25 protein-coding genes are annotated in these 26717 nt (G+C 63.7%); 11 read left to right on the top strand and 14 right to left on the bottom strand.

The genetic code is table 11. The annotated features are described in order from the left end of the window. Positions 1–335: 335 nt before the first annotated feature. Positions 336–4445, top strand: a complete 4110-nt coding sequence (locus EHH60_RS30935) for a VCBS domain-containing protein (protein WP_245454630.1) — start codon at positions 336–338, stop codon at positions 4443–4445. Here the strand turns inward: EHH60_RS30935 and EHH60_RS30930 are convergent. The 5 genes from EHH60_RS30930 to fliL all read right to left on the bottom strand — a co-directional run bounded on the left by EHH60_RS30930 (position 4412) and on the right by fliL (position 8186). Next, positions 4412–4666 carry a hypothetical protein gene (locus EHH60_RS30930; RefSeq protein ID WP_124163133.1) on the bottom strand — a complete coding sequence of 85 codons (255 nt, stop codon included), beginning with the start codon at positions 4664–4666 and terminating at the stop codon, positions 4412–4414. The genes EHH60_RS30935 and EHH60_RS30930 overlap by 34 nt on opposite strands. Before the next feature lie 586 nt (positions 4667–5252). Then, positions 5253–6014: a MotE family protein gene (locus EHH60_RS30925; protein WP_124163132.1), complete on the bottom strand. Its 762-nt coding sequence runs from the start codon at positions 6012–6014 to the stop codon at positions 5253–5255. 9 nt (positions 6015–6023) lie between these two features. Then, on the bottom strand, positions 6024–6470 hold the full coding sequence (locus EHH60_RS30920) for a DUF6468 domain-containing protein (protein ID WP_024341021.1): 447 nt from the start codon (positions 6468–6470) through the stop codon (positions 6024–6026). Then, a complete protein-coding gene (gene fliM, locus EHH60_RS30915; protein WP_061883026.1) occupies positions 6467–7669 on the bottom strand; it encodes a flagellar motor switch protein FliM in 1203 nt (400 codons plus the stop codon). The genes EHH60_RS30920 and fliM overlap by 4 nt, the downstream gene beginning before the upstream one ends. Before the next feature lie 19 nt (positions 7670–7688). Then, positions 7689–8186 carry a flagellar basal body-associated protein FliL gene (gene fliL / locus EHH60_RS30910; protein WP_124163131.1) on the bottom strand — a complete coding sequence of 166 codons (498 nt, stop codon included), beginning with the start codon at positions 8184–8186 and terminating at the stop codon, positions 7689–7691. Positions 8187–8569: 383 nt separating this feature from the next. On the opposite strand from fliL, the gene flgF reads away from it, so the two are divergent. Genes flgF through flgH form a run of 4 tightly spaced genes read left to right on the top strand, consistent with a single transcriptional unit; the run spans position 8570 to position 12075 of the window. Next, positions 8570–9331, top strand: a complete 762-nt coding sequence (gene flgF, locus EHH60_RS30905) for a flagellar basal-body rod protein FlgF (protein ID WP_124163207.1) — start codon at positions 8570–8572, stop codon at positions 9329–9331. Positions 9332–9347: 16 nt separating this feature from the next. Further along, positions 9348–10136 carry a flagellar basal-body rod protein FlgG gene (gene flgG / locus EHH60_RS30900; RefSeq protein WP_124163130.1) on the top strand — a complete coding sequence of 263 codons (789 nt, stop codon included), beginning with the start codon at positions 9348–9350 and terminating at the stop codon, positions 10134–10136. Positions 10137–10146: 10 nt separating this feature from the next. Continuing rightward, positions 10147–11307, top strand: coding sequence for a flagellar basal body P-ring formation chaperone FlgA (gene flgA / locus EHH60_RS30895; RefSeq protein ID WP_199752250.1), 1161 nt, complete (start codon positions 10147–10149; stop codon positions 11305–11307). A 3-nt stretch (positions 11308–11310) separates the two neighbouring features. Further along, positions 11311–12075: a flagellar basal body L-ring protein FlgH gene (gene flgH, locus EHH60_RS30890; RefSeq protein WP_124163128.1), complete on the top strand. Its 765-nt coding sequence runs from the start codon at positions 11311–11313 to the stop codon at positions 12073–12075. Positions 12076–12322: 247 nt separating this feature from the next. Here flgH and EHH60_RS30885 read toward each other — a convergent pair whose 3' ends face one another. Together EHH60_RS30885 and EHH60_RS30880 are read right to left on the bottom strand one after the other, a co-directional pair. Then, on the bottom strand, positions 12323–13102 hold the full coding sequence (locus EHH60_RS30885) for a 2-keto-4-pentenoate hydratase (RefSeq protein ID WP_124163127.1): 780 nt from the start codon (positions 13100–13102) through the stop codon (positions 12323–12325). A gap of 78 nt (positions 13103–13180) precedes the next feature. After that, positions 13181–14209: an SDR family oxidoreductase gene (locus EHH60_RS30880; RefSeq protein ID WP_124163126.1), complete on the bottom strand. Its 1029-nt coding sequence runs from the start codon at positions 14207–14209 to the stop codon at positions 13181–13183. A gap of 96 nt (positions 14210–14305) precedes the next feature. Between EHH60_RS30880 and EHH60_RS30875 the strand changes: the two genes are divergently transcribed. Next, complete coding sequence (locus tag EHH60_RS30875) at positions 14306–14704, top strand: winged helix-turn-helix transcriptional regulator (RefSeq protein WP_199752248.1); 399 nt, start codon at positions 14306–14308, stop codon at positions 14702–14704. Positions 14705–14986: 282 nt separating this feature from the next. Here EHH60_RS30875 and dksA read toward each other — a convergent pair whose 3' ends face one another. Together dksA and EHH60_RS30865 are read right to left on the bottom strand one after the other, a co-directional pair. Next, positions 14987–15352 (bottom strand): RNA polymerase-binding protein DksA, encoded by a 366-nt coding sequence (gene dksA, locus EHH60_RS30870; RefSeq protein WP_085966600.1) that lies wholly within the window; start codon positions 15350–15352, stop codon positions 14987–14989. A gap of 216 nt (positions 15353–15568) precedes the next feature. Continuing rightward, a complete protein-coding gene (locus EHH60_RS30865; RefSeq protein WP_124163125.1) occupies positions 15569–16180 on the bottom strand; it encodes an NAD(P)-dependent oxidoreductase in 612 nt (203 codons plus the stop codon). 167 nt (positions 16181–16347) lie between these two features. Here EHH60_RS30865 and EHH60_RS30860 point away from each other — a divergent pair, with 167 nt between their 5' ends. Continuing rightward, entirely contained in the window at positions 16348–16719 is a 372-nt protein-coding gene (locus EHH60_RS30860; RefSeq protein WP_124163124.1) for a winged helix-turn-helix transcriptional regulator, read from the top strand. A gap of 43 nt (positions 16720–16762) precedes the next feature. Here the strand turns inward: EHH60_RS30860 and EHH60_RS30855 are convergent, their stop codons facing one another. Next, positions 16763–17176: a flagellar assembly protein FliX gene (locus EHH60_RS30855; RefSeq protein WP_124163123.1), complete on the bottom strand. Its 414-nt coding sequence runs from the start codon at positions 17174–17176 to the stop codon at positions 16763–16765. Positions 17177–17458: 282 nt separating this feature from the next. Here EHH60_RS30855 and EHH60_RS30850 point away from each other — a divergent pair, with 282 nt between their 5' ends. The 4 genes from EHH60_RS30850 (at position 17459) to EHH60_RS30835 (ending at position 19981) form a co-directional block, all read left to right on the top strand. Further along, positions 17459–18586 carry a flagellar basal body P-ring protein FlgI gene (locus EHH60_RS30850; RefSeq protein ID WP_124163122.1) on the top strand — a complete coding sequence of 376 codons (1128 nt, stop codon included), beginning with the start codon at positions 17459–17461 and terminating at the stop codon, positions 18584–18586. Next, positions 18586–18954 carry a flagellar assembly peptidoglycan hydrolase FlgJ gene (gene flgJ / locus EHH60_RS30845; protein WP_199752246.1) on the top strand — a complete coding sequence of 123 codons (369 nt, stop codon included), beginning with the start codon at positions 18586–18588 and terminating at the stop codon, positions 18952–18954. The genes EHH60_RS30850 and flgJ overlap by 1 nt, the downstream gene beginning before the upstream one ends. A 12-nt stretch (positions 18955–18966) precedes the next feature. Next, positions 18967–19464, top strand: a complete 498-nt coding sequence (locus EHH60_RS30840) for a hypothetical protein (protein ID WP_124163120.1) — start codon at positions 18967–18969, stop codon at positions 19462–19464. 157 nt (positions 19465–19621) lie between these two features. Next, positions 19622–19981 (top strand): hypothetical protein, encoded by a 360-nt coding sequence (locus EHH60_RS30835; protein ID WP_124163119.1) that lies wholly within the window; start codon positions 19622–19624, stop codon positions 19979–19981. A 139-nt stretch (positions 19982–20120) separates the two neighbouring features. On the opposite strand, the gene flaF is transcribed toward EHH60_RS30835, so the two are convergent. From flaF to EHH60_RS30815, 4 genes are all read right to left on the bottom strand, one after another. Further along, positions 20121–20489 carry a flagellar biosynthesis regulator FlaF gene (gene flaF / locus EHH60_RS30830; protein WP_024341037.1) on the bottom strand — a complete coding sequence of 123 codons (369 nt, stop codon included), beginning with the start codon at positions 20487–20489 and terminating at the stop codon, positions 20121–20123. Between the two features lie 293 nt (positions 20490–20782). Continuing rightward, complete coding sequence (locus tag EHH60_RS30825) at positions 20783–23071, bottom strand: DUF1522 domain-containing protein (protein ID WP_124163118.1); 2289 nt, start codon at positions 23069–23071, stop codon at positions 20783–20785. Positions 23072–23289: 218 nt separating this feature from the next. After that, positions 23290–25560, bottom strand: coding sequence for a DUF1522 domain-containing protein (locus EHH60_RS30820; RefSeq protein ID WP_124163117.1), 2271 nt, complete (start codon positions 25558–25560; stop codon positions 23290–23292). Positions 25561–25884: 324 nt separating this feature from the next. Further along, positions 25885–26717 (bottom strand): DUF1522 domain-containing protein (locus tag EHH60_RS30815; RefSeq protein ID WP_283811866.1); only part of this gene is annotated, 833 nt, incomplete at its 5' end.

The following is a 26717-nucleotide window of genomic DNA, read 5'->3' as shown; positions in this document are numbered from 1 at the left end:
GCCCGCTTTCGAACCGCGTAGCGCCGCCACAATAAATAATAAGTGTTGTTTAATTCTATTTATCATTCTAATTTATATCCAGCGCTATGGAAGCGCCACAAATTAAATACGACTCGTTTGTCAATTTAGTCACATTGGCGGGAGGGGCACGGCGGAATGGCGGATACGCGGCGCCGTCCCGCGCGCAATGCCTCTCTCTCGATCGAACTTGATTATTTCGGCGGGCAAGCCTTCGGGCTGCCAGCGCTCAGGAAATTTTGTCCCTTGGCGAGGGCCCGAGCAATATTATGGCAGCACGCCGAGCCTGAATCGATCACCCAGGCGAGGTTTGAGCCATGTTAGCTACATCCGACATCCAGGTTGGCACCGGGGCTCACACGGCCCTGCCCGTCGAACGCATCGGCCATATTCATACAGTGACCGGCTGCGTTGCGCTCACCCAGGCGAGCGGCGTCGCCGCACAGGCGGTAGCCGGTGCGCCTATCTGCCGCGGAGACGTGCTAGAGACCGATGCCGACGGACAGATCACGCTGCACTTCATCGACGGCACTCTGTTCAACATCTTCTGCGACGCTCACGTAGCGCTGAGCGAATTCATCTTCGCAGTCGAAGGCAGGACACCGACAGCCCTGTTCGACGTGACCCGTGGGAGCTTCAGTTTCGCACCCGGCCGGCTGAGGGAAGCCGGATCGCTCCAGCTGAATACGCCAATCGCTGGCATTCGCACCAGGAGCCACGCTGGCGGTTTTGGGATGCTGACGCTTGCGGCATTGACCTTCTCGGTCGCGCAAGATGCCGAAGCCGCAGATCCGGATGTCACATTTCTGGATGACGACTCCATCACCTACAAGGACCTTGCGCACGGTGCATTTGAGCTCGTGACCAAGGAGCGGATCCCGCGACACATCATCGTCGAAGATCCCGGCGAGACGATCGTCCTCAAGAAGGTGGGATCGACGATCAGTGTCAATCAGGTCGCGAACACAGCTGGGCGCATGGAGGAGCTGCGTGCCGCGCAACAGGACGTGCTCGCCAATCTAGGAGAACAAGGGCCGCGTGGCTCGAGCACGCCTTTCTTCGTCAAATCCCAGCCACTGCAGCCGATCAATTTCATTCAGCCGGAGGCGCCCGCGCTGCAGATCTTGCCGAACACGTCGCCACTCATCACTTTCGCGCTGGTGGACCCTGTACCGCCGATTCTCAGCACCGGGGCTGGGCCAACCGAGCTCGACACGGTCGTGTTTGACACATTCACGGCGACGACGGGAACCTTCAGTGCCAGTAGCACTAGCGGCGGTGGCCAGCTGAGCTTCGGCGTCGTCGGGGCAAATCCTGGCAATACGGTCGTGGGCGGAGTGACGTACGATCTGTCGAAGGCGAGCCCCTACGGGGTGCTCTACGTCAACAGCACGAGCGGCGCCTACACGTTCGTGCCTGACAGCGCAGCAATCAACGCGCTGAAGGCGCCCACGACGGAGGGCTTCGTCATCACTGCCTCCGACGGACTAACCTCTGTCAATCAGACGTTCACGGTCATCATTAACGGTGTCAACGACGCCGCAATCATCGCTGGCACCACGACCGGCTCGACCATCGAGGCTGGCGGCATCGCCAACGGAACGCCCGGCATGCCGCTGGCGACCGGCACCCTCACCGACACCGATGTCGACGATCCGCCCAATACGTTCACCGCCGTGAGCTCGCCAACCGCGAGCACCAATGGCTATGGTACCTTCACGATGACCGCTGCCGGCGTGTGGAGCTACACTTTGGACAACGCCAATGCGGCCGTACAGGCACTCAATGCCGGCGAGACGCTGACCGACAGCTTTACGGTGACCTCCATCGGAGGCACCCCCCAGGTGGTGACAATCACCATCCACGGGACCAGCGACGCGGCGATCATCTCCGGCGAGACGACCGGCACCGTGATCGAAGCTGGCGGCACCGCCAATGCAAACCCCGGCACGCCGACCACGACTGGCACGCTCACCGACGTTGACGTCGACACCACCGCAAACACCTTTACGCCCGTCAGCTTGCCCAAGGCAAGCGAGGCGGGCTATGGCACTTTCACCATGACGGCAGCGGGCGTGTGGATCTATACGCTCGACAACGTCAACGGGGCAGTGCAGGCGCTCAATGCAGACGAGATACTGACCGACAGTTTTACGGTGACCACGCTGGACGGCACCGCTCAAGTGGTGACGGTCACCATCCACGGCACCAACGACGCTGCCGTCATTTCCGGCATGACCACCGGCTCGGTGACCGAAGCCGGAGGCGTTTCCAATGCGACACCCGGCGCTCCGAGCGCAAGCGGCACGCTCCTCGCGGCTGACCTCGATAATCCTTCCAATACCTTCACGGCAGTAACGTCGCCCAAGGCCAGCATCAGCGGTTATGGCACTTTTACGATAACCGCCGCCGGCGTGTGGACCTACACGCTGGACAACGCCAGTGGCGCGGTGCAGGCACTCAATGTCCGCGACACGCTCACTGACAGTTTTACGGTGACAACCGTCGACGGCACGCCGCAGGTGGTAACGGTCACCATCAACGGCACCAATGACGCAGCCATCATTTCCGGCGCCACGACCGGCTCGGTGAACGAGGCAGGAACTTTCTCACCCGGCACCCCCATCGCGACCGGCACGCTCACCGATACAGACGTCGATAACTCGCCGAATACTTTCACCGCGGTCTCTTCGCCGACGGCCAGCGACGACGGATACGGCACCTTCACGATGACCGCGAGCGGCGTATGGACTTACACGCTCGACAACAACAATAGCGTGGTTCAGGCACTCGAGCCCGGTGACACGTTGACCGACACTTTCACCGTGACTTCGATCGATGGCACGACGCAGGCGGTGACCATTGCCATTCATGGTGCCAGCGACGCAGATCCCAACGATTTCGATAATTTGGCTACCGGATCCGCCGTGATTTCCGATCCTCCCTACGTGTATGGAACGCCGGGAAGCGAAACCATCGCGGGCGGCGGCGACACAGGTCAGATCATCTACGCGGGAGCCGGCAGCGATGTCGTTAACGGCACCGGCAAAGGCGACGTTCTCTACAGCGGATCAGGCAATGACACCATCAAAGGCAACGATGGAGACGACACGATCTTCGGCGGCTCGGGCAACGATACAATCAACGGCAACAACGGCGCCGACACCATAACCGGTGGATTTGGTGCGGACCAGCTCACTGGCAGCAATGGGAACGACCGTTTCGCTTATTTGTTCGTCGCGGATTCCAACACAAACCAATTCGACACCATCACCGACTTCGCATCGGGAGCGGACAAGATCGACTTGACCGCGTTTGGCGCGCTCGGGTTCGCCATCCTGGCGTTGAGCTCAACCAGCACCGCGGTGCCGGCACATACGATTGCCTGGTTCTATGACAGCGCGGCGAATGAAACGATCGTGTACGTCAATCCAACGGACCAGACCCTGCACGTCGGCGATTCCAGTCTGCTCGAAATCCATTTGCAGGGCATCGCAACCATCGACGCGTCGGACTTCATCCTGGCGCCGGCGGCACCACCTGTCATGGCGGCTGCCAGCGAGCTCATCGACCCCACCGCAACCGTGGAGAGTGATGCGGCTGCTGTGATGACCGACATATCCGGGACCTCGTCCGACTCGGGAACCGGCGCCAGCACGCTCCTTGCCGACGCGAGTTTGCCCATCGAGGCAAGCGAGCCGGCCCACAGCCTGGACCCAAGCTGGGACATGATCGAACAAACTGAATATTCGAGCCTCTCCAGTTCAGCCGCGGTGCAAACGCCAACGACCGAAGCGCAGCACACTGATCCGGCAACGGCCTCGGCCAGCGGCCTGTCTGCGATCTCGCAACATATCGCCGCACCGGCGGATGTCCACTTCGTCTTCGACCACTTGACGGTACTCGACACAGCCTCGACGGCTGGCAAGGACGGCGCGGTTGCCGGCAGCGGCCAGCTGGCTGACATCGCGATCTCTGCGCTGAATTTTGGCCACGTTGTCGCCGAACAGCACGTCGGGCACGGGCTTGCGCTGGGGAGCGAGGCCGGAAGCCACGACGTCCCGCCACCGGGAATCGCCTACCAGGCGGGCGCGCCTCATGCCCACGGTCGCAGCAGCGATGAAACGGCAGACACGACGTCCAATCCAAGCCTTGTGAAGTCATCGACCGGAGGTGCCAGCCATACGCTTGCAGGCGAGACGCTACCGTTGGGCGAGTCATTTCATTTCAAGGATGATGCTTCGCAGGGCTCACAGCACAGCACGCTGCTGGATCATCTCTCAGACTTCGTCGGTCATCACGACCAGGCCGGGGAATTGCATGGGTCCGAGGCGGCGTTCATGCCTGAAACATCGCCGCCCAATATCGATCATCTTCATGGGGCGAGTACAGCTCACGGCCATGTGTCGCACGATCTGATCGTGTGACAGCCTTGAGCCGATGGCGTCTTCAATGTTTGCTTGCCGGCGCCTTCCGGCGCCGAGGAGCTTGCTTCGTCGAGAGAAGATTGATCATCGTCACCGCCGTCGCCTTCCGGCGGCGCGGCATGCTGATGGTTGAGGGCGGAGATCCATGCGGATGTCATCGCCGCGATGAGCAGCCGGTTGACGGCGTCGATGACGCACGCTGCTGCGGACGAGTAGTTCATGGCCTCCTCCTGCGCTGCCGATTGCGGATGGCCAAAGCGTAGGACCGTGCCTTGAGCGCCACTGTACGCCACTTCACACCTGCGCGCGTCAACTCATCGCAGTCCCAGAGGATGCCGCCAGTTTCGACTTCATCCGCCACGGGAGTTTGATCCGCCGCCTTGACGAGTTGCCGAGAGAGCGCACGCACAACCTTCGGGGCGTTGCGGTTCGCGCGCGACTCTGAATCAGATGTCTCGGCGATGCGAATCGCATTGGTTAGCTTTGGGGGTAATCAACGAGCGGAGAAGCCGGTTGCATTGTGTGTAGCAGCGCAAGAGCGGTCGTAGCGATCGTTCCGATCGCCAGAGGATATGCCCTGAAGACGTATGAATGCTCCTGTTGCCACAGCACCCTGCAGCTGTACTCGCGTCACGAAGGCAGCGCTGATCAAGCAGCAGGTCGATACCCTTTCCCGGGGTGCATAAGCAGTTGCGCCCGTCTGTTGTCGGGGCGCAGCAGGCCTTGGCAAACTAGCACGCTAGGACCTTGCCAAACTCCAACTGAACGACCACGCGGCAACGCGCAAGCACGCTTCGCCGCGAGCCATCAATTCGGCTTTTGCGTCGGCTTGCCCTCGATCTTGGGAAGATCGCCGGCCGAGGCCGACTGATCGCCGCCGCCATTGGCGCGGCGGGCCATCTCGACGGTCAGCCGCTCGGCGGCCTCCGACGACATCAGCCCCAGGATGTCCGACATCTTGCGTGGCGCGATGGCCGAGGCGATCTCGATCAGCACGCCCATCTCGAGCCGGTCGAACACCCGCGCGGCATCCTTGGGCTTCATCCCCTCGTACATGGTCACGAGGCCCTTCATGCGCTGGGCTTCGGCGGCCTTCTGCTCGGCCTGCGTTGCGGAGATGCGGGTTTCCACCGCCTTCATCTCCTCGACCTTGTTCTCGATGCGCTTCTCGGCCGACTTGAGCAGGCTTTCGCGAATGTCGATCTCGCGCTGGCGAGCCTCGATCTCCTGCCGCCGCGCCTGCAACCGTTCCAGGATCGCACGCTCCGAGGCCGAAACCTGCGGCTGGCCTTCCTCGATCTTGACCACGGTGCCCTCGGGCTTGGTCTCGGGCGCGGCAGGCTTCGGCGCCTCCTTCGGCGCACCATGGGTCGAGCCGGTGATGTCGGAGTCCTCGCGGCCGGTCGGGAAATTCAGGTTCTCCTCCGCCCAGGATTTCTTGCCCTGGTTCGGCTTGTACTCGAAGACGTAGCCGCCGTTGATCGCGAGGCCCGCCACCTTCAGCGTGGCAAGGCCTGCGACGGCGACCAGGACGACCGGAATGACGCGGATGTTACGAAAGGACTTCATGCTCGGGCTTCATGCGGCAAGGCCGTTGGATCGTCGGCGCTCGGAAAAGGCTTCGGCCGCCGCCGCGACCGCTTTTGCCGACGAGGGCTTGGCCGCAGGCGCAGCAACAGTCTCGGGGTTTGTCACCGGACGCGCGGCGCTCGCGATCTTGGACAGGCGCCGCACCACATTGTCGGCCTCGCCAAGCTGCTTGTAGAGCTGATCCGACATCTGCGTCGCGGCGGCGAGCTGGCTGCCCAGGTTCTCGTTGACGTCGCGCACGGCGAGCTTCAGCCCGCCGATCGCGCGCTCGGCGATCTCCGTCGCTGTGATCAGCTCGCCGATGACCGCCTTCAGCGAATGCTCGTCCGCCTTCAGTCGCGTCAGCCTTTTGTTGAGCATGACGCAGTAGACGATCGTCAGCATCAGCAGGATAGCCACCAGCGTCTCGATCGCCATTCCCAGGGAGTGGTTCATGGGGCCTCCATCATCTTGTTCTGCTCGTCGACCTTCTCGAACATCGCAAGTGTCGTACTTGGCTTGCGCAAGGGTTTCGTCACGCGGATCGCGACGCGGTCGCCGACCCGGCCCATCCGCCCCTCGGTCAGCGTGACGTCGCCGCAGCGCACGGTGACGTTGGCGTCGGCGCGCATGTCCAACGGCAGCGTGTCGCCGACCTTGAGCCGCATCAGCTGCTTGAGCGGAATGTCGGCCTCATAGAGCACCGCATCGACGGCGATCTCGGCCTGCACGATCTCGGTGGCGAAATGGCCCTCCCAGACCGGGTCGCGGCCGAACTTTTCGCCCATGAACATCTGGAGCAGGACGCCCCGGATCGGCTCGATGGTCGCGTAAGGCAGCAGCAGCTCGATATTGCCGCCGCGGTCTTCCATGTCGATGCGCAGGCGGACCAGGATCGCGGCGTTGGCGGGACGGCTTATCGCGGCGAAACGCGGGTTGGTCTCGAGCCGGTCGATCGTGAAGGTCACCGGCGACAGCGGCCGGAATGCCTGCTCGGCATCGGCCAGCACCACCTCGACCAGCCGCTTGACCAGCTCGGTCTCGATCGTGGTGTAGGGCCGGCCCTCGATGCGGAGCTGGCTGGTGCCGCGGCGGCCGCCGAGCAGCACGTCGATCATCGAATAGATCAGGTTGGAATCGACCGTCGCCATGCCGAAGTTCTCCCACTCCTCGGCCTTGAAGACAGTGAGGACGGCGGGCAGCGGGATCGAATTCATGTAGTCGCCGAAGCGCACCGAGGTAATGCGGTCGAGCGAGACTTCGACGTTGTCCGAGGTGAAGTTGCGCAAAGACGTCGTCATCAGCCGCACCAGGCGGTCGAAGACGATTTCGAGCATCGGCAGACGCTCGTAGGAGACCATCGCCGAATCGATGATCGCGCGAATGCCGGAATGGTCGTCGAGCGTGACGTCGCCGACAGTGAAGCCGAGGAGATTGTCGATCTCCTCCTGCGACAGCACCCGCTCGCCGGAGTTCTTGCCGGTGCCGAGATCGCGGCTGCCGTCCTCGACCATGGCCGCCCATTGCAGCGCCATGGTTTCCGACAGCTCGTTCTCGGCGGCAGCCTTCGCGGCCTCGGCGGGATCCTCGGAATCGAGCGAGGCCTCCCACTGGGCGGCAATTGCATCCTGGTCGACCTGGTCGTTGCCCGCCATGATCCCTAGTCCGCCATGCTCACTGGACCACGACTTCCTTGAACAGCACCGCGCTGACCTGGATCGGGGCGACCGCCGCGTTGACGCGCTTGGTCAGTTCCTCCTTGAGGCGGAAGATGCCGGCGGAGCCGTTGAGGTCGGAGGGGCGCAGTTCGCGCACATAGGTCTGGAAGATGTCGGTGACGCGCGGCATCGTCGGCTTGATCGCCTCGATCTGCTTCTCTTCCTTCAGCTCCAGCACGATCTTCAGCCGCAGATATTGCACGCGCTCGCCGGGCGAGCCGGCGAGGTTGACCATCAGGTCGGGGACGTCGACAAAGGCCGGCGGCTTCGGCGGCGGCGCGGCCTCGGCATGGTGCTCGCCCTCGCCGTGACGGAAGAAGAAGAACCAGGTCGCCGCACCGCCTCCGAGGACGGCGAGCAGACCGACGGCCATGATGATGAGCTTGAGCTTGTTTTTCGGCGGAGCGGCTTCCGTGCCGTCGGCGGCTGCGCCGCCTTCCTCATTCTCTGCCATGATTGCCGCGCTCGTTCATCTCTCAAAGGGGTCGAAAGAGCGAAGTCTCCTGGCAGACAGTGACGCGATACAAATGCCCCAGCGCAATGCGCTCCTCTTATGCGCAAACGCTACGGTAATAATGGTTAACGGAACCTTTCGATTGGGCCTCCGCTAGGAAAAATCTGCCGGGCAAACATGGCTAACAGAACCTTTCTGCCGCCCTCCCGCGCCCATCAAAAATCGACAACAAGCTGAAACTACTTGGTTTTTTGAGTTGGCACGGCTTTCGCTGGGAGAAGGCCGAGACCTCACGGTTTGGGAGAACCTGATGTCTCGTTCACGGGATCCGCCAAGACGCTTGGGAGAGCGAGATGGCTGATCTCACTCAGGGGAGATTTCCGATGCAGAACGCGCTTCTGATCGGCTTGTCACGGCAGATGACGCTGGAACGGCAGATGGATGTCATCGCCAACAACGTCGCCAATGCCAACACCAACGGCTTCAAGGCCGACCATTCGCTGTTCGAGGAGTATCTCAACTCGAACGCACGTCATGACAATTTCATCGGTCGCGACCGCCGGATCTCCTATGTGCAGGATCGCGGCACCTTCCGCGACGTCGGCCAGGGGCCGATGGAGGCGACCAACAACCCGCTCGACATGGCGATCAACGGCACCGCCTATTTCGCGGTGCAGGCCAATGGCGGCGAGCTCTATACCCGCGACGGCAAATTCTCGCTCAACAGCACCGGCCAGCTCGTCACCGCGAGCGGCAATCTCGTGCTCGGCAATGCCGGCCCGATTACCTTCCAGCCGACCGACCACGACATCAATGTCGCGCCCGACGGTACCGTCACGGTGCTCGAGGGGACGGCGCGCACCGACTCGATCCGCGGCAAGATCCGCATGGTGTCGTTCGACGATCCGGCCAAGCTGACCAAGCTCGGCGGCAACCTCTATGGCGCCGGCTCGGCCAACCAGCAGCCCGACACCAGGTCCACCCTGCAGCAGGGCTACGTCGAGAAGTCGAACGTGAATGCGGTCGGCGAGATGACCCGCATGGTCGAGGTGATGCGCAGCTACACCGCGATCGCCAGCCTGCTCCAGCAGCAGAGCGACCTGCACAAATCGGCGATCGACAAGCTCGCCGACGTTCCGGCCTGATTGAAGGAGAACTGACATGCAGGCGCTTCACACCGCTGCGACCGGAATGGCGGCACAGGAACTCAACGTTCAGGTGATCTCCAACAACATCGCCAACCTGCGCACCACCGGCTTCAAGAAGCAGACCGCGGCGTTCCAGGACCTGATCTATGAGCACGTCCGCCGCGTTGGCGCCCAGTCGTCCGACCAGGGCACCATCCTGCCGGTCGGCGTCGATATCGGCGGCGGCGTCAAGACAGTCGGCACCCCGCGCAGCATGACGCAGGGAACGCTCTCGCAGACCGGCAACGATCTCGATCTCGCGATCTCGGGCGAGGGATTCTTCAAGATCCTGATGCCCGACGGGACCTACCAGTACACCCGCGACGGCACCTTCCAGATGGACAATCAGGGCCGCGTCGTCACCGCACAGGGCAACCCGGTGCAGCCGACCATCACCATTCCGAACAACGCCTCGGGGATCTCCGTCAGCGAGCAGGGCCAGGTCTCGGTGACGCTGCCGGGTTCAACGACATCGTCGATCATCGGCCAGATCGGCGTCACCCGCTTCATCAACAAGGCGGGCCTTCAGCCCGTCGGCAACAACCAATTCATCGAAACCCCCTCCTCCGGCGCGCCGCAGGACGGCACCGCCAACTCCGAGGGCTACGGCAAGCTCACACAGGGCAGCCTGGAGCAGGCCAATATCGACGTCGTCTCGGAGATGAGCGATCTGATCGCCGCGCAGCGCGCCTACGAGATGAACGCCAAGGTCATCAGCGCGGCCGACCAGATGATGCAGTCGACCACGGCGCTGTTCCGCTGAGGTGATGACGATGATCCGCACCACGCTCGCCTCGATCTCCACCCTTCTCGCGCTGGCATTGCCGGCAGTGGCCGCCGACGAATTCATCCCGCCACCGACGCTGCGCGCAAGCGTCACCGTCACCTCGGACGTGGTGCGGATCGGCGATCTCATCGACAATGCCGGATCAGCCGCGTCGATTCCGGTCTACCGCTCGCCCGATCTCGGCACCACCGGCACGCTGACGGTCGGCCAAGTGCTCTCGGTGCTGCGGTCAAAACAGGTGATCGGCGTCATGACCTCCAATCTCAAGGAGGTCCAGGTCACCCGCCTCGCCCGCACACTCGCGAGCAAGGATATCCAGAACGCGGTCGCCGCTGCACTCGAGCGCCGCTTCGGGCTCGGAGAAGCCGCCAACATCACCGTCACGTTCGACCGCGGCGTCGCCGAGATGCGGCTCGATGCCTCCAACACCGGCGCGCTCGAGCCGGTCGCAACCCGCTACGACGCCCGCAGCGGCCGCTTCGACATCGCCTTCGAGATTGCCAACGACAGCAACTCTGCGCCGACCAAGCTGCGCTTCACCGGCACTGCGATCGAGACGGTTGAAGTGGCCGTGCTGACCCGCGACATCGACCGCGCCGAGCTTCTGAAATCCTCCGACGTCTCGCTGGAGCGCCGGCCGAAGGCCGAGGTCACCGGGGAACCGGCGGCGCGCGATCGCAGCATCGGCATGCAGCTGCGCCGGCCGATGCGCGCAGGCACGCCGCTCCGCATGGCCGACATCGTCAAGCCCGACTTCGTGCTGCGCGACCAGGCCGTCACCATCATCTACCAGGTGCCCGGCCTCTATCTCACCACGCGCGGCAAGGCGATCGAGAACGGCGCCGAGGGCGACACCGTCAGCGTGCTGAATTTACAGTCCAAGCGCACGCTGACCGGCGTCATCACCGGCCGCGGCCAGGTGACGGTCCAGGGCGCAAGTCAGTCCGCACCGATGACGCCTGCGGTCGAGCAGACCTCGTCGATCAAGCGTGACGACGTGCCGCCGGCCGCAGCCCTGGCGCAGAGCCTGGTCCAGACACCCGCGTCTGCGGCCCAGATCGCCCAGGCACAGATCCCGCAGGCCCAGATTCCGCAAGCCCAGATTCCGCAAGTTCGCCTCTCGCAAGCTCCAGCCAAGTCAGAGTAAGTCATGTCCACGTTCAGTTCGGCTTTCCGCCTTCGTCGCATCGCGATCTCTGCCCTGCTGCTGGCAACTTGTACGCTGGCGAGCGGCTGCTCCTCGATCGACCGCCTGTCGCAGATCGGCGAGCAGCCGAAGCTGTCGGCGATCGACAATCCGACGACGCAGCCCGGCTACAAGCCGGTGCAGATGCCGATGCCGAAGCCGGAAGTTGCCTCCTACAATCCGAACTCGCTGTGGCGCAACGGCAGCCGCGCCTTCTTCAAGGACCAGCGCGCCCGCCAGGTCGGCGACCTCCTGACCGTGACCGTGAACATCACGGATAAGGCCAACATCGAGAACGATACTTCGCGCAGCCGCACCAACAAGGAAGATTCAGGAATCACCAACTTCATTGGTGCCCAAACAATCACCCAGGCCAACAAGATCCTGCCCGGCCGTATCCTGACCGCCGACTCGACCTCGACAAGCGAGGGCAAGGGCAGCGTCGACCGCAAGGAAGCCCTGCAAACCAACGTCGCCGCCGTGGTGACCCAGGTGCTGCCGAACGGCAACCTGGTCGTCGAAGGCAAGCAGGAGATCCGCGTCAACTTCGAGATTCGCGAGCTGATCGTGGCCGGCATCGTGCGCCCCGAGGACATCCAGAGCGACAACACCATCGACTCCACCAAGATTGCCCAGGCCCGCATCGCCTATGGCGGCCGCGGCCAGATCACCGACGTGCAGCAGCCGCGCTACGGCCAGCAGGTCATGGACGTGCTGCTGCCCTTCTAACCTTCTTCAAGAGCTCCCACATCGTGTTCGCGAACCTAGGCGCGAGCGACGGTGTACTACGCGGCCCTCGCTAGCTCCCCTGGCGAGGGCCGCACGTATTTTGGCAAACGGGCACTTGCGTACAGCGTGTCGGGTCCGCGCATCTATTGCGACGCCGCCGTCTCAAACCCGCGTCATTGCGGGCGATCCAAACTGCCACCGCGGAGAGATTCTGGATCGCTTCGCTCGCGATGACGGCACGGAAGGGCTACGTAAACTCCGCCTCCACCACGCCGAGCCCGTCCAGCTCCATCCGCGCCTTGTCGCCGGCTTTCAGCCACAGCGTCTTGACCAGGCTGCCCGTCAGCACGAGCTGCCCCGCATGCAGTCCCTTGCCCTCGGCAGCGAGGTGATTGGCGAGCCAGGCGAGGGCGTTGTGGGGATGGCCGAGCACGTCGGCGCCGGTACCCTGGCTCACCTCCTCGCCGTTGACGATGGCGCGGCCCTTGACCGCCTTCAGGTCCGGAACCGACGAGCGCGGCACCGAAGGTCCCAGCACGCAGCCGGCGGCGAAGAAATCGTCGGCGATCAAGGTGGGAGCGCCCATCGTTTCCCACTTCACGTAGCGATCGTCGACGATCTCGATCGCGGGATGATAGGCCTCGACGGCTTCGCCGACCCATTCGGCCGTGAACGGCGCCTCGCCGGCGGCGAGGTCGCGCTTGAGCCGCACCGCGATCTCGCACTCAACACCGACCCGGACATAGTTGGAGGTGGCGAGCTTGGCGCCGCTGTCATGGACGCCCTTCTGGAACACGCCGCCGCCGCAAGGGTGCGGGATGCCGATATACTCCTGCATCACCTGGCTGGTGCAGCCGATCTTGTAGCCGACGAGCGGGCCGAGATGCGGCAGCAGGAGATCGTGCACGCCGCGCTGGACCTGATATCCCTCGGCTTCATCGGCCGGAGGGCGCTCCAGCGTCGCAAGCGGCGCATGATTGCGCCGCGCCAGCGCGATCGCCTTTGCGGCTTGGAGAATCCTGTCCATCGGCGCCGCCTCCCACGCTACGCATTCGAAGGCGGCACTTGAGCATCCCGGCCCGCGCGTGACAAGCCAGGGGCAACCTCACGCCGTGACCAGGCCGAGCCGGATCAGGCTCTCGGCGGTCGCAAGGATTGCCTCGTGGTTGGAACGGGGCTCCCAGCCGAGCAGCGACCTCGCTTTGGCGCTGGTGGAATGCCGCACCCTGCCGAGCATCGGCACGACCGCACGCAGCAGGGGAATCCGGGTCGCGGCCAGTCGCACCAGCCAGTCGGGTGCCTGAAGCCGGGGAACCCGGCGTGCGGACGGCCCGAGTTCCCGCCGCAGCAGGTGTGCGATGTCGAGGATCGACATCGTTTCACCGGAGACCGCGATGAAGCGCTCGCCCTTGGCCTCGGGCGCCGTCATCGCCCGCAGGTGCAGATCGGCGACATCGCGCACGTCGACCACGCCGAAATAAACCCGCGGCACCGCCGGCATGGCGCCGTCGAGCAGCGATTTGACGATCTCGATCGAGCCGGAGAAGTCCGGTCCCAGCACGGGACCAAAAATGCCGGCGGGATTGACCACCGACAGTTCGAGGCCATCGCCCTCGCGCGCGATGAAATCCCAGGCCGCCCGCTCGGCCAGCGCCTTGGATTTGATGTAGGGCTGCACGTCGGCACCATCGAGATTGGTCCAGTCGGTCTCGTCGAACGGCTTTTCACGCGGCTGGTGGCCGTAGCTGATCGCGCCCAGCGATGAGGTGATGACGACGCGCCTGACGCCGGCCTCGCGGGCGGCACGCAGCACCCGCAGCGTGCCGTCGCGGGCCGGGACGATCATCTCGTTCTCATCGTTGGGCACGCTGGTCGACAGCGGCGAGGCGACGTGCAGGACGTAGTCGCACCCGGCGATCGCCTCGCGCCAGCCCGCGTCTGCCGTGAGGTCCGCCGTGAAGAAGGTCACAGTTTCCGGCGAAGCCGCCCCGCCCTCGCTCAGCATCGCCAGCACGTCGTCCCGACGATCAGTCCGGCGTACCGTCGTCCGCACGGCATGGCCCGCGGCCAGAAGTTGCAGGACGACATGAATACCGACGAAGCCCGACCCGCCGGTGACCAGAACAGTGCTCATTGCCAAATTCCCCTCGATGCGAGGGCCGGCGGATCGATCCCGCCGTGGCCCTGCTCAAGGCCGCATCTGGTCACTATCTCCAAGGGGACAAGTAGAATGGATTTCGAGACCGGTATGGAAAACCTGACCACCAACTGCGACGGCGACTGCGATTGCAGCCCGGATCCTGCCCTGCTCGGCGACTTCAAGCGGGCCATCCACGCCCTCGGCGGCAAGTGGAAACTGGAGATTCTGTTTACGCTGATGAACGGTGCGGTTCGCTTCGGTGCCTTGCGGCGATCGATCCGCGGCATCACCCAGCACATGCTGACCACGCAGCTTCGCGAGCTCGAGCAGGATGGCCTCGTATCGCGCATCGTCCTCGCGGAGAAACCCTTGAGGGTCGCGTACGAGCTGACCGATGCGGCTTACGGCCTCCTGCCGGCATTTAAGGAAATATTGAGCTGGTCCAGGCTTTATGGTGATGCGCGCCTCCTGGCGGCGCGGCAGACCTGATGGCAGCGATGCTGGATGCAGCTGGATCGGCGTCTCACCATTCGAGCCGATGTCGTTGACGCGACTCGCAAAACTCGCCCCACCTGAAGTGAAGGCTGTGTCTCATCCGAACTCACGTGAGCTCGGAGAGAACGAGTCTAGCCCATTGATCGTGATTCACTTTTCGCGATCACGCTTGCTCGTTGCCGCACACGGCTGCAGGCGACGGGCAAAATAGTGGTCGCGGCGCCGAACGGCACCTTGCGTCGCAAAAACAAAGAGCCGCACTTGGCGGCTCGGGCTCTATTCGTCGCGATAAACCTTCTCGCGTTTTTCGTGGCGCTCCTGCGCTTCCACCGAGAGCGTCGCGATGGGCCGGGCTTCGAGCCTCTTCAACGAGATCGGCTCGCCGGTCTCCTCGCAATAACCGTAGGTGTTGTCCTCGATGCGCTGGAGCGCGGCGTCGATCTTGGCGATCAACTTGCGCTGGCGGTCGCGGGCGCGGAGTTCGATGGCACGGTCAGTTTCGGACGATGCCCGATCGGCGAGATCGGGGTGGTTCACGTTCTCCTCCTGCAAAGCTTGCAGGGTGAGCTTGGACTCTTTGAGGATCTCATCCTTCCAGGCGAGGAGCTTCAAACGGAAGTACTCCTTCTGCCGGTCGTTCATGAAAGGCTCTTTGTCGGTCGGTCGGTAGTTTTTCAACTTTTCCAAGGGAGGCCTATCTTCTTAAGCAACGACTCGGGAACGGAACGGGGTCCGTTGAGCCGGCGGTTATATAGTGGCCTCCCGTGACAGACAATATTTCCCTGCCGCCCCAGTCGTCGCCTCCAAGCCCTTGCACAGGAAGGTTTATCCTTGAGGGCTCGGAGGCGGGTCGACCGCTTAATAGCCGACCGTGAAGCGCTGCTTCGGATGGGCGGGCCGTTCGATCTCGTCGGCGAGCGCGATGGCGTAGTCGGCGAAGGTGATCCAGCTCTTGCCGTTCGCATCTGCGAGAAGCTGGTCGGCCCCAAGCCGGAACTTGCCCGTGCGTTCCCCCTCGACGAACAAGGCCGACGGCGAGATGAAAGTCCAATTCAGGTGCTTTTCCTGCCGCAGCAGGTCGAGGAAGGCCGAGCCCGCCTCCGCCTCAGCCTTATATTCGGCAGGGAAATTGGGAGTTGTGACCAGCTTCACACCAGGGGCAACCTCGAGGCTGCCAGCGCCGCCGACCACGAGATAACGACCGACCTTGGAGTCCTTCGCCGCACCGATCAGCTTGAGTGGGTCACTGACCAGGAAGTGCACGGAACTCACGGCGACGTCGTGCCCGGACCACAGCTTGGCGAGGCCGGCCTGGTCGAGCACATCCCCCTTGGTCGGGGTGACGTTGGGGAGGGCTGCGATCTTCTCGGGGTTCCGGGCGATGGCTGTGACGGCGTGGCCGCGGCAGGATAATTCCCTGGTGATCTCCGACCCGGCCCGACCCGAAGCGCCGGCGACTGCGATTTTCATGGAAGCTCCTTTGCTCTATAGTAACCAATGGTGACTAGATATCGCAAAGAATGCTGGTGTTAAGAGAGCACTTTGTGCTTACCTGATTACGCAACGGTAACCTGGACGCGCAACCGATCACGCACAGCTGGCGTGCGCACCGCCAGCGGCGGAAATGAGGACCGACGATGAAACCGGACGTCTATGCAGCGAACTGCCCCACCCGTCAGATCCTCGATCGCGTCGGCGACAAATGGGCGGTGCTGATCCTCCTGTTGCTGCGCGAGGAGCCGATGCGCTTCAATCAGTTGCGCCGCACGATTGAAGGCATCTCGCAGAAGATGCTGAGCCAGGTTCTCAAGTCCCTAGAACGCGACGGCCTGATCAGGCGCCATGCCATCGCGACCGTGCCCGTAACGGTGGAGTATTCGATCACGCAGCTCGGTCTGACGCTGGCCGCCGCGGTCGATCCTCTGCGCGATTGGGCCGAGCAGAACCTGAAAGACGTGCTCGCTGCCCAGCGTCGCTATGACGCGCAGCAGAAGGCGGAAGCGGCGTAACGGGACGAGGAGCAGACCCGTCACCGTGAGAGACGGATGACTATCAAGCCTGCCCGGCCTTGGCGAGCTCGACCTCGACGCGCAGCTCGATCTCGGAAAGCACCGTATCGAGACCTGGATCTCCCGAGGACGATTTCAGGTCCGCCGCAGCGTCCCGCAGGCGCATCACGGTCGACGCATCGAGATTGCCGGACAGCAGTCCCATCTTGAGATCGTCGAGCACGTCGAGTGCAGTCCTGCCGCGGGCGACCGAGCGCTTGCGGCGCTCGACCGGATCCTCCTCGACGCCCTGCAATGCCAGCAGCGCATCGATGTTGGCGGTGGCCTTCGGTGCGGAGGCGCTCCGCATCTCCTGCGCCAATGAGGTGTCGGGCAGCACGAAGGTGCCGGTGCCCGTCCGCCTGGCCTGGCTGGCCGGCGCTCCAAGCGTGGTGCCGTTCGGTCCGTAGATGCGCATCGGAAGAATCCGGATGATCGATGCTCTCACCTTCGCCGTCTTATGGTTAACGGCGCGTAAACAGCCCGGCAAAATCTGCCGACAGGCGGCAGTTTCGCTCCTCAGGCACAACACCGGCTGACATCGGTCCAAACAGATTTATTCAACCTATTCAGCGACCTATCCGGAAGCCCCGGATTGGCACAGCGCTCGCAAGGAAAGCGCCGGACCAGCTCGTCATGGGAGTGTCGTGCAGGTCCGTCCGATTTGAGGAGCCTTTCTAGGAGCCTTGGGGAGCAGAGGATGCCAGGCGTTCGTTGGGTGAGGATTGTTGGGGTGGTGGCCTGCGCCGCGCTGTCAGCGCTGGCGCTCTCGGTCACGTCAGCGGCTGCGACCTCGCGCATCAAGGATCTCGCCAACATCGAAGGCGTGCGGCAAAACCAGCTCATCGGCTACGGCCTCGTCGTCGGCCTCAACGGTACCGGCGACACGCTCAACAACATCCCCTTCACCAAGCAATCGCTGCAAGCGATGCTCGAGCGCATGGGGGTCAACATTCGCGGCGCCACCATCCGCACCGGCAACGTCGCCGCAGTGATGGTCACAGGCAACCTGCCGGCCTTCGCCACCCAGGGCACGCGCATGGACGTCACCGTCTCCGCGCTCGGCGACGCCAAGAATCTCCAGGGCGGCACCCTGCTCGTGACCCCCCTGCTGGGCGCCGACGGCAATGTCTATGCAGTGGCGCAGGGTTCGCTCGCGATCTCCGGCTTCCAGGCCGAGGGCGAGGCGGCCAAGATCGTCCGCGGCGTTCCGACCGTGGGACGCATCGCCAACGGCGCCATCATCGAGCGCGAGATCGAGTTCGCGCTCAACCGGTTGCCGAACGTGCGCCTGGCGCTGCGCAACGCCGATTTCACCACGGCCAAGCGGATCGCGGCTGCGGTCAACGACTATCTCGGCGTCAAGACCGCCGAGCCGATCGACCCCTCGACGGTGCAGCTGTCGGTCCCGCCGGAGTTCAAGGGCAACGTCGTCGCATTCCTCACCGAGATCGAACAGCTCCAGGTCGATCCCGATCTCGCCGCCAAGATCATCATCGACGAACGCAGCGGCATCATCGTGATGGGTCGCGACGTCCGCGTCGCCACCGTCGCTGTGGCGCAGGGCAACCTGACCGTCACCATCTCCGAGAGCCCGCAGGTCAGTCAGCCCAACCCGCTGTCGCGCGGCCGCACCGTGGTCGCGCCGCGCACCAGTGTCACCGTCACCGAGGACGGCAAGAAGCTGGCCGTCGTCAAGGACGGCGTCTCGCTCCAGCAGCTCGTCGACGGCCTCAACGGCCTCGGCATAGGTCCCCGGGACATGATCAGCATCCTCCAGGCGATCAAGGCCGCCGGCGCGATCGAAGCCGACATCGAGGTGATGTGATGCAGGCAGGCTCGATCAACACCCCGCGCGTCGCCACCTATTCGGCTTTCTCGGTGGAGAGCCGCAATGGCCGGCCGGACTTCGAGCTTGCCGCCGCGCTGCAGAAAGTCTCGCCGCAGCAGCAGGCCAAGGCGCAGAAGACCGCCACCGATTTCGAGGCGATGTTCCTCAACAGCATGTTCTCGCAGATGACCTCGAGCCTGAAGAGCGAAGGTCCGTTCGGCGATACGCCCGGCACCGGCGTGTGGCGCTCGATGCTGACCGAGCAATATTCCAAGAACTTCGCCCAGGCCGGCGGCGTCGGCGTCGCCAGCGATGTCTACCGTACCCTGATCCTGCAGCAGGCGAAAACGATCCGCACGGCATAAGGTCAAAACGAGATGAACCATTTCAACGCCTCACGTCAGCCGATGCAAGCCCAGCGTCCGAACACCGCGCCCGGCAGTACCGAGGCGCGCAAGCTTGCCGAAGGCCTGATGGACGCGATGAGCGCCCTGCTCGGACTGATCGAGCGCGAGACCGAGCTCGTTCGCGCCGGCAAGGTCCGCGAGGCGATGACGCTCGAGAGCAAGAAGCAGGAGCTGTCGCGCAACTACGTCGGCGCCGTCAGCCAGTTGAAGGCGAACCAGGCCCAGCTCGCGAAATCCGCGCCGGAGTTGCTCTCCACGCTGCATCGCCATCACGATGCGTTTCGCGCGATGCTCCAGGTCAATCTCACCGTGCTCGCGACCGCGCACGCGGTTTCCGAGAGCGTCGTGCGCGGCGTCAACGCCGAGATCCAGAAGCGCAACGTGCCGAACACCTATACGGCCGCGGGGCGCCGCGCCGCGCCGGGTCCGCGCCACATCACCCCGCTCGCGGTCAGCCGCTCGCTCTGAGCGCGCAGGAACACGCGATAACTTTACGAAAATTTGCGCGGCGATATCGTCGCGCGATTAGGCACGTTTCCTTACCAGGTCTTCAAACCTGGTGTTCCATGGTTGCGCTATTAGAGGGGTTGGGATTTGACTCACGTAAGGCAACCAGGAGGCTGCCATGAGTACAGATTTCAGCATCAGGCCGGTGGGGATCCCGGCTCCCACGCAAATCGTACCGACGTCCAACGCGGCGGCGAACGAGGCTGTGCAAACGGATCTTCCGGTGAGCCAGACAGTCGCTGCGAGCGATACCGGCGCACCTGTGCGCAATGATTTGCCGAACCACGAGAACGTTTCCCGCCAGGTCGTGTTCGACCAGGCAGCCGCGTCCTTCGTCTTCCAGGTCGTCAACGCCAAGACCGACGTGGTGGTGAACCAATTCCCCGATGAGGCGATGCTGCGCCGGCGCGCCTATTTCCATGCGCTGGATATGCAGTCTGAGCCCTCGCGTCCGCTCAGCACCGACGTCAGCGCCTGACGGCCAGCTGTCGACCGTCACGGATCGGCAACAGCCAGACCGGTCGCAAGTTCGGTGGCGTTGTCATTGATCCGGCCCCACCGGCATCCGTCAGCGTGAACCTGGTCCACGGAGGATGCTCGACGGCGATGGCTCTCCGTCACGGCCGTCCGGACAGACCCGCAGCGATATTGCGGTTGATCTCGATCAGCGGGCGGAAATGATCGAACTGCGGGCTCATCTGGAGCGCGGCAGTCTGGCTCAGCACGAACACGCTGATGTTGGCGATCTTCTGCCGGACGTCGATCGGCTGCGGATTGGTGTCACGCATCGCCTCGCTCAGGAAGATGGTCCAGAGCTTGCGGTTGAACATCAGGGCCTGCGTCGTCTGCTCGCTGAACGGATCGGCACTGTTGATCGCATCCTGAAGCTTGTTGGCGGCCTTGAGCAGGGTCTGCGCCTCGATGTCGCGAGGAGATGCGGTGGTCGTTGCGACACGCGCATAAGCCGAGGCAGCGGAATTCGACATCAATCACACCCTGGACGTTACCCAGCGCGTTGCACGCGCTTAAGGATTTCTTTCCCAACCCTAGGCAGCACCGCTTAAGATTTGCTTACGTGTGTGCTTGGAAGCGCTCCGGACAATTACGGGGCGCGGAGCTCTTCGTCAGCGCAACGCTAGATGCACGCACACACGATGTAAACTCGCCTCGCGTCATGCATGTCGATCTCAGCTAATCTTGTCTTAGCGATCTCCCTTAAAAGAACGGCGGAGCGTTAGCCCCGCCGCGAAATCTCGAGTAGCGAACCTGCGCTGCGAAATTAGCGGAGCAGCTGCAGCACGCTCTGTTGCGACTGGTTGGCCAGCGACAGCGCGGAGACCGCGATCGACTGGCGCGTCGAAAGCGCCTGGCTATTCGCTGCTTCCTCATTGGTGTCGGCGAGTGTCAGGTTGGCCGAACCGGTCTGCAGCACATTGATCAGGTTCTTGGAGAAGTCCTGACGCACCTGCACGATCGACAAATTCGAACCGAGCGTGGATCCTTCCGAGCGTAGCGTGCTCGAGGCTGCGTTCAGGCTGGCCAGCACCTTGTTGGTGGCGCCGTTGTCGATGAAGTCGACACCGTTGACGAGATTGCTGAGACCGAGGCCCGCCGCATTGAACACCACGCCGTTGATGCTCAGCGTGGAGCTGCCGGTTTCGTTGAAGACGAGCTTCAGCGTGTCGCCATTGAGCAGGTTGACGCCGTTGAAGGAGGAGTCCTGCGACGTCGTGTCGATCTGCGCCAGAATGTTGTTGAACTGGTTGACCAGGTTGGAGCGCGCGGTCTGCGCCACGGGATCCTGGACCGGCGGCTGCGCGGTGGTGAAGGCCAGCACGCCGGTGATCGTGCCGCCGACTGCGCCGCCCGCGAGGGTCGAACCGAGCGTCGAGGAGGCGTATTCGTTGACCGTGGTCACCGTGAGCACGCCGTTGGCATCGATCGTCGCCGTCAGGTGGTTGGCCTGCAGCTGCGCGTTGAGCTGGTCCAGCGTCTTGACGGTGCCGTTGGTGCCGTCGCCGAAGGTGACGTTCACCGGCGTGCCGCCGTTGAACGAGGTGAAGGTCAGCGTCTTGCCGCTGATGCCGCCGACGCCGGACGTGCGGGCCGCAGTGAAGGCGGTCGCCGTTCCCGTGTTGCCGCTGAGACCGAATGCACTGAGGGCATTGCCGGTGCCGGTGATCGAGAGATCGGCGTTGATGCCGGTGGAGAGCGCAAGCTGGCCGCTGCTGTTGACCGACGACGGGATCTGGCCCGCCGTGGTCGACAGCGTCGCCGCGCCGTTGAAGATGCTTGCGGTCTTGACGCCGGTCGCGAGGTCGACGGCATTGAGCAGGTCGCTCAGCGTCGCGCTCTGGATGTAGACGGTCGAGTTGCCGTTGCCGTCCGTGACGACGTTGCCGCTGACGCCACCCGACGTGACGCTCGCCGCCGATTGCGGCGTTTGCGCGTTCTTGAAGGTGATGGTGTGGCCGTCGATGTTCAGCGTCGAGCCGTCCTGAACCAGCGTGCCGAGCGAACCTGCGGTGGTCGACCGGGCCGCAGTGACGTTGGCATTGCCGGCGCCGGTTGCGGCCGTCAGACCGAGCGCCTTGAGGAAGTCGGCCTTTCCGGTCACGCTGAGATCGGCACCGGTCGAACTCTTCAGCGTGACCTGGCCGCCCGTGATGGACGATGCCACCTGCAGCGTGCCGACGGGACCGGCAGAGCCGCTGACCGAGATGGTCGCGGCGCCGGCGCTGATCGTCGCGCTCTTGACGCCGCTCGCCAGATCGATCGCACTCAACAGGTCGTTGACGGTACCGGTGGGCGCGGCGGCCGTCCCCATGTAGACGATCGAATTGCCGTTGCCGTCGGTGGCGATGTGGCCGCTGGCATCCAGACCCCAGCCGGTCGGCTGCGTCGCGGGCGCAGCGCCGGTCCGGAAGGTAATGGTCTTGCCGTTGACGGTGATCGAATCCCCGTCGGCAGGCGACGAGCCGAGGGTGCTGGCTGCCGTGGTGCCGATCAGCGTCGCGGTGCCGGTCAGTGCAGTGGTGCCGTCGGCGGCATTGGTGACGGCGCCGAGCAACGTGCCCGCGGTCGAGCCCAACGATGCACCGAGAGCGGCGGCGGCAGTCACCGGCGTCACGCCCCCGGGCGCACCGGTATAGAGCACGTTGCTGTTGGCGGTTGCGCTTGCATACGACGTCGTCCCGCGCAGATCGGCCGGCGTCGCACCGGGAATCGTGGTCGAGACGTTCGACTTGGTGGAATAGCCGACGGTGGTCTGCAGCGCCTGGTTGGCGATCGATTTCGCGCTGTCGATCAGCTTTTGCAGCGAGGTGATGCCGGTGTTGGCGGCCTGGAGCACCTGCACGCCGTTGTTGATGCCGTCGAGCAGGTTGCTGATGTCGCTCGCCCGGTTGTCCAACCCCTGCGCCGTGAAGAAGTTGGTGGGATTGTCGAGCGCCGTATTGACCTTTTTGCCGGTCGACAGCCGCTCCTGCGTCGTGGCCAGCAAGTCGGCCGTCGACTGCAGCGACAACAGGTTCTGGCGAACGGACGCCGAGAGAACGATGTTGGACATTGGCGAGTCTTCCTCTTGAACCGGATACGAATCGGCCGCGCCGTCTGCAAAGCGGGGCTTTGGTCCAGTTTTAGAAGGTGTCCTTTAAAGTATGGTTAACGCCGGTTTAAGGGATAGGGTTAATGGCGGGTGAAAGCCCCTGCCCGCCTCCAAATGCAAAAGAGCGGCGGGGCAAATGGCCCCGCCGCTCGATTTTACCTTTTAATTTCAGCTGCTTACTAGCGGAGCAGCTGAAGCACGCTCTGCTGCGACTGGTTGGCCAGCGATAGCGCGGAGACCGCGATCGACTGGCGGGTCGAGAGCGCCTGGCTGTTGGCCGCTTCGACATTGGTGTCGGCCAGGGTGAGGTTGGACGAGCCGGTCTGCAGCACGTTGATCAGGTTCTTGTTGAAGTCCTGACGGATCTGCACCACCGAGAGGTTCGAGCCGAGACTCGAAGCCTCCGAGCGCAGCGTGCTCGAGGCGGCGTTCAGATTGGTCAGCACCCTGTTGGCGGCGGCGTTGTCGATGAAGTCGACGCCGACGGTCAGCGCGGCGAGGCCGAGGCCCTTCGAGTTGTAGGTCACCCCGGTGATGTTCAGGCTCGACTTGCCGGTCTCGTCGAACACCAGCTTGAGCTGGTCGCCGTTCAGGAGGTTGACGCCGTTGAACGAGGAGTCCTGCGCGGTCGTGTCGATCTGGTTCAGGATGTTGTTGTACTGAGATACCAGGTTCGCACGGGCCGTCTGTGCGACCGCATCCTGGACGGGCGTGGAAGCCGTCGAGAACGTCAGCGCCGAGGTCAGCGTGCCGCCGATCGCACCGCCCGCTGCAGTCGAGCCGAGCGTCGAGGAGGCATAGTCATTGGACGCCGTGATCGTCAGCAGGCCATTGGCGTCGATCGTCGCGGACAGGTTGTTGGCCTGAAGCTTCGAGTTGAGCTGGTCGAGCGTCTTGACCGTGCCGTTGGTGCCGTCGCCGAAGGTGACGTCGACCGCGGTGCCGCCGTTGAAGGAGGTGAAGGTCAGGCTCTTGCCGCTGATGCCGCCGATCCCGGAGGTGCGCGCCGCCGAGAACGCCGTCGCGTTGCCGGTGTTACCCGAAAGACCAAACACCGCCAGCGCGTTGCCGGTGCCGGTGATCGACAGGTCGGCGTTGATGCCGGTCGAGAGCTGGAGCTGGCCGCTGGTGTTGATCGACGACTTGCTCTGGCCGGCTGCGGTATTCAGTGTCGCCGCGCCGTTGGCCGCAATCGACGCGGTCTGCACGCCGGTGGCAAGGTCGATCGCGTTGAGCACGTCGGCGACGGTGCCGGCCTGGAGATAGACCGTCGAGTTGCCGTTGCCGTCGGTGATCACGTTGCCGCTCTTGCCGAACCCGGCTGGAATGGCCGGCGCACCTGCTGAGCCCGGGACCGGCGCGTTCTTGAAGGTGATGACGTGGCCGTCGACATTCAGGGATGCGCCATCGGAAATCAGCGATCCCAGCGAACTCGTGGTCGTGGTCCGGTTGACGCTCAGCGACGCATTGCCGCCGCCCGTTGCGCCGGAGAGGCCCAGCGCCTTGAGCAGGTCGGCCTTGCCGGTCAAGGACAGATCCGCACCCGTCGAGCTCTTCAGCGCCACGATACCCGCGGCAATCGAGGAGGGTGTCTGGCCCGCGCTGTTCGCGATCGTCGCCAACCCGCTTGCTATGACCGAGGTGTTCACGCCGCTGGCGAGGTCGATCGCGGTCAGGAGGTCGTCGACGGTCGCGGCCGGGGTGCCGGCGGTGCCGAGATAGACGGTGGTGTTGCCGTTGCCGTCGGTCACGAGGTTGCCGCTGAGGCCCGAGCCGGCCGGGACGGCGGCCGCCAAGGGAGCCGAGCCGGAGCGGAAGGTGATGGTCTTGCCGTTCACCGTCAGCGTGTCGCCGTCGGCCGGAGCCGAACCGATCTTGGTGGCGGCGGTGGTGCCGATCAGGGTCATCGTGCCCGTCACAGCGGTCGTGCCGTCGGCGGCGTTCACGGCAACCGTGTTCGAGAACGTGCCCTGGGTCGCGCCGAGGGTGGTGGTTGCGACGGCCGCGGTAACGCCGCCCGCCGTGCCGTTATACAGCACGTTGCTGTAGGCGGTCGCGCTGGCATAGGAGGTCGTGCCGCGCAGATCGGCAGCGGTTGCGCCCGCGATCGTCGTGGAGACATTGGACTTGGTGGAGTAGCCGACGGTGGTCTGCAGCGCCTGGTTGGCGATCGACTTGGCGCTGTCGATCAGCTTCTGCAGCGAGGTCAGGCCGGTGTTCGCGGCCTGCAGCACCTGCACACCGTTGGCGATGCCGTCGAGCAGATTGTTGATGTCGCTGGCGCGGTTGTCGAGCGACTGGGCCGTGAAGAAGTTGGTGGGATTGTCCAGAGCCGAGTTGACGCTCTTGCCGGTCGACAGACGGTTCTGCGTGGTGGCGAGGAGGTCGGCGGTGGACTGGAGAGAGAGCAGGTTCTGACGAACCGATGCGGAGAGAACAATACCGGACATGACTCTTACCCTTCTGGCTTACGCGTCTTCGTTCGATCGCTTCGGATCGAGTGACGGGCACAGCCTGCGCGGACATGGCTAACAAAGAGTGAAACGGATCTCGCCGGCATAAGCCGCGGTTCACCATAAGCTGCCGGAAGGCGCGGATGGCATCGACAACCCGTCTGAAATAATTGGCGTTTCTCTGCGCTTACGCTCCATTAACCATAACCGCTGGTTACTATTCAGAGCGTCTCCTGGTTTCTCGAAAGGTCGAACGACATACGAAAAAGCGGCGGGGCCGAAGCCCCGCCGCCGGATCCTGCTTGCGATGTGGTCCGCGACTTAGCGGAGCAGCTGGAGCACGCTCTGCTGCGACTGGTTGGCCAGCGACAGCGCGGAGACCGCGATCGACTGGCGGGTCGACAGCGCCTGGCTGTTGGCCGCCTCGACGTTGGTGTCGGCCAGCGTCAGGTTGGACGAGCCGGTCTGCAGCACGTTGATCAGGTTCTTGTTGAAGTCCTGACGCACCTGCACGATGGTCAGATTCGAACCCAGAGCGGAGGCTTCCGAGCGCAGCGTGCTCGACGCAGCGTTCAGGTTGGTCAGCACCTTGTTGGTGGCCGCGTTGTCGATGAAGTCGACACCGCTGCTCAGCGCAGCAAGGCCCAGACCCTTGGAGTTGTAGGTCACACCGGTGATGCTCAGGCTCGACTTGGCGGTCTCGTCGAACACCAGCTTGAGCTGATCGCCGTTGAGCAGGTTGACACCGTTGAACGAGGAGTCCTGCGCGGTCGAGTCGATCTGCTGGAGGATGTTGTTGTACTGGTTGACCAGGTTGGCACGCGAGGTCTGCGCGACGACGTCCTGGACGGGGGTGGAAGCCGTCGAGAAGGTGAGCGACGAGGTCAGCGTACCGCCGATCGCACCACCTGCGGTGCTCGATCCGATGGTCGAGGACGCGTAGTCGTTGGTGGTCGAGATCGTCAGCAGGCCGTTGGCGTCGATCGTCGCGGACAGGTTGTTGGCCTGAAGCTTCGAGTTGAGCTGATCCAGCGTCTTGACCGTGCCGTTGGTGCCGTCGCCGAAGGTGACGTCAACCGCGGTGCCGCCGTTGAAGGAGGTGAAGGTCAGGGTCTTGCCGCTGATGCCGCCGATGCCGGAGGTGCGGGCCGCCG

It is taken from the genome of Bradyrhizobium sp. RP6, assembly GCF_003837805.1.
Taxonomy (GTDB): domain Bacteria; phylum Pseudomonadota; class Alphaproteobacteria; order Rhizobiales; family Xanthobacteraceae; genus Bradyrhizobium.
The sequence above is the reverse complement of the archived record's forward strand: the minus strand, read 5'-3'. Positions and strand labels throughout refer to the sequence as shown.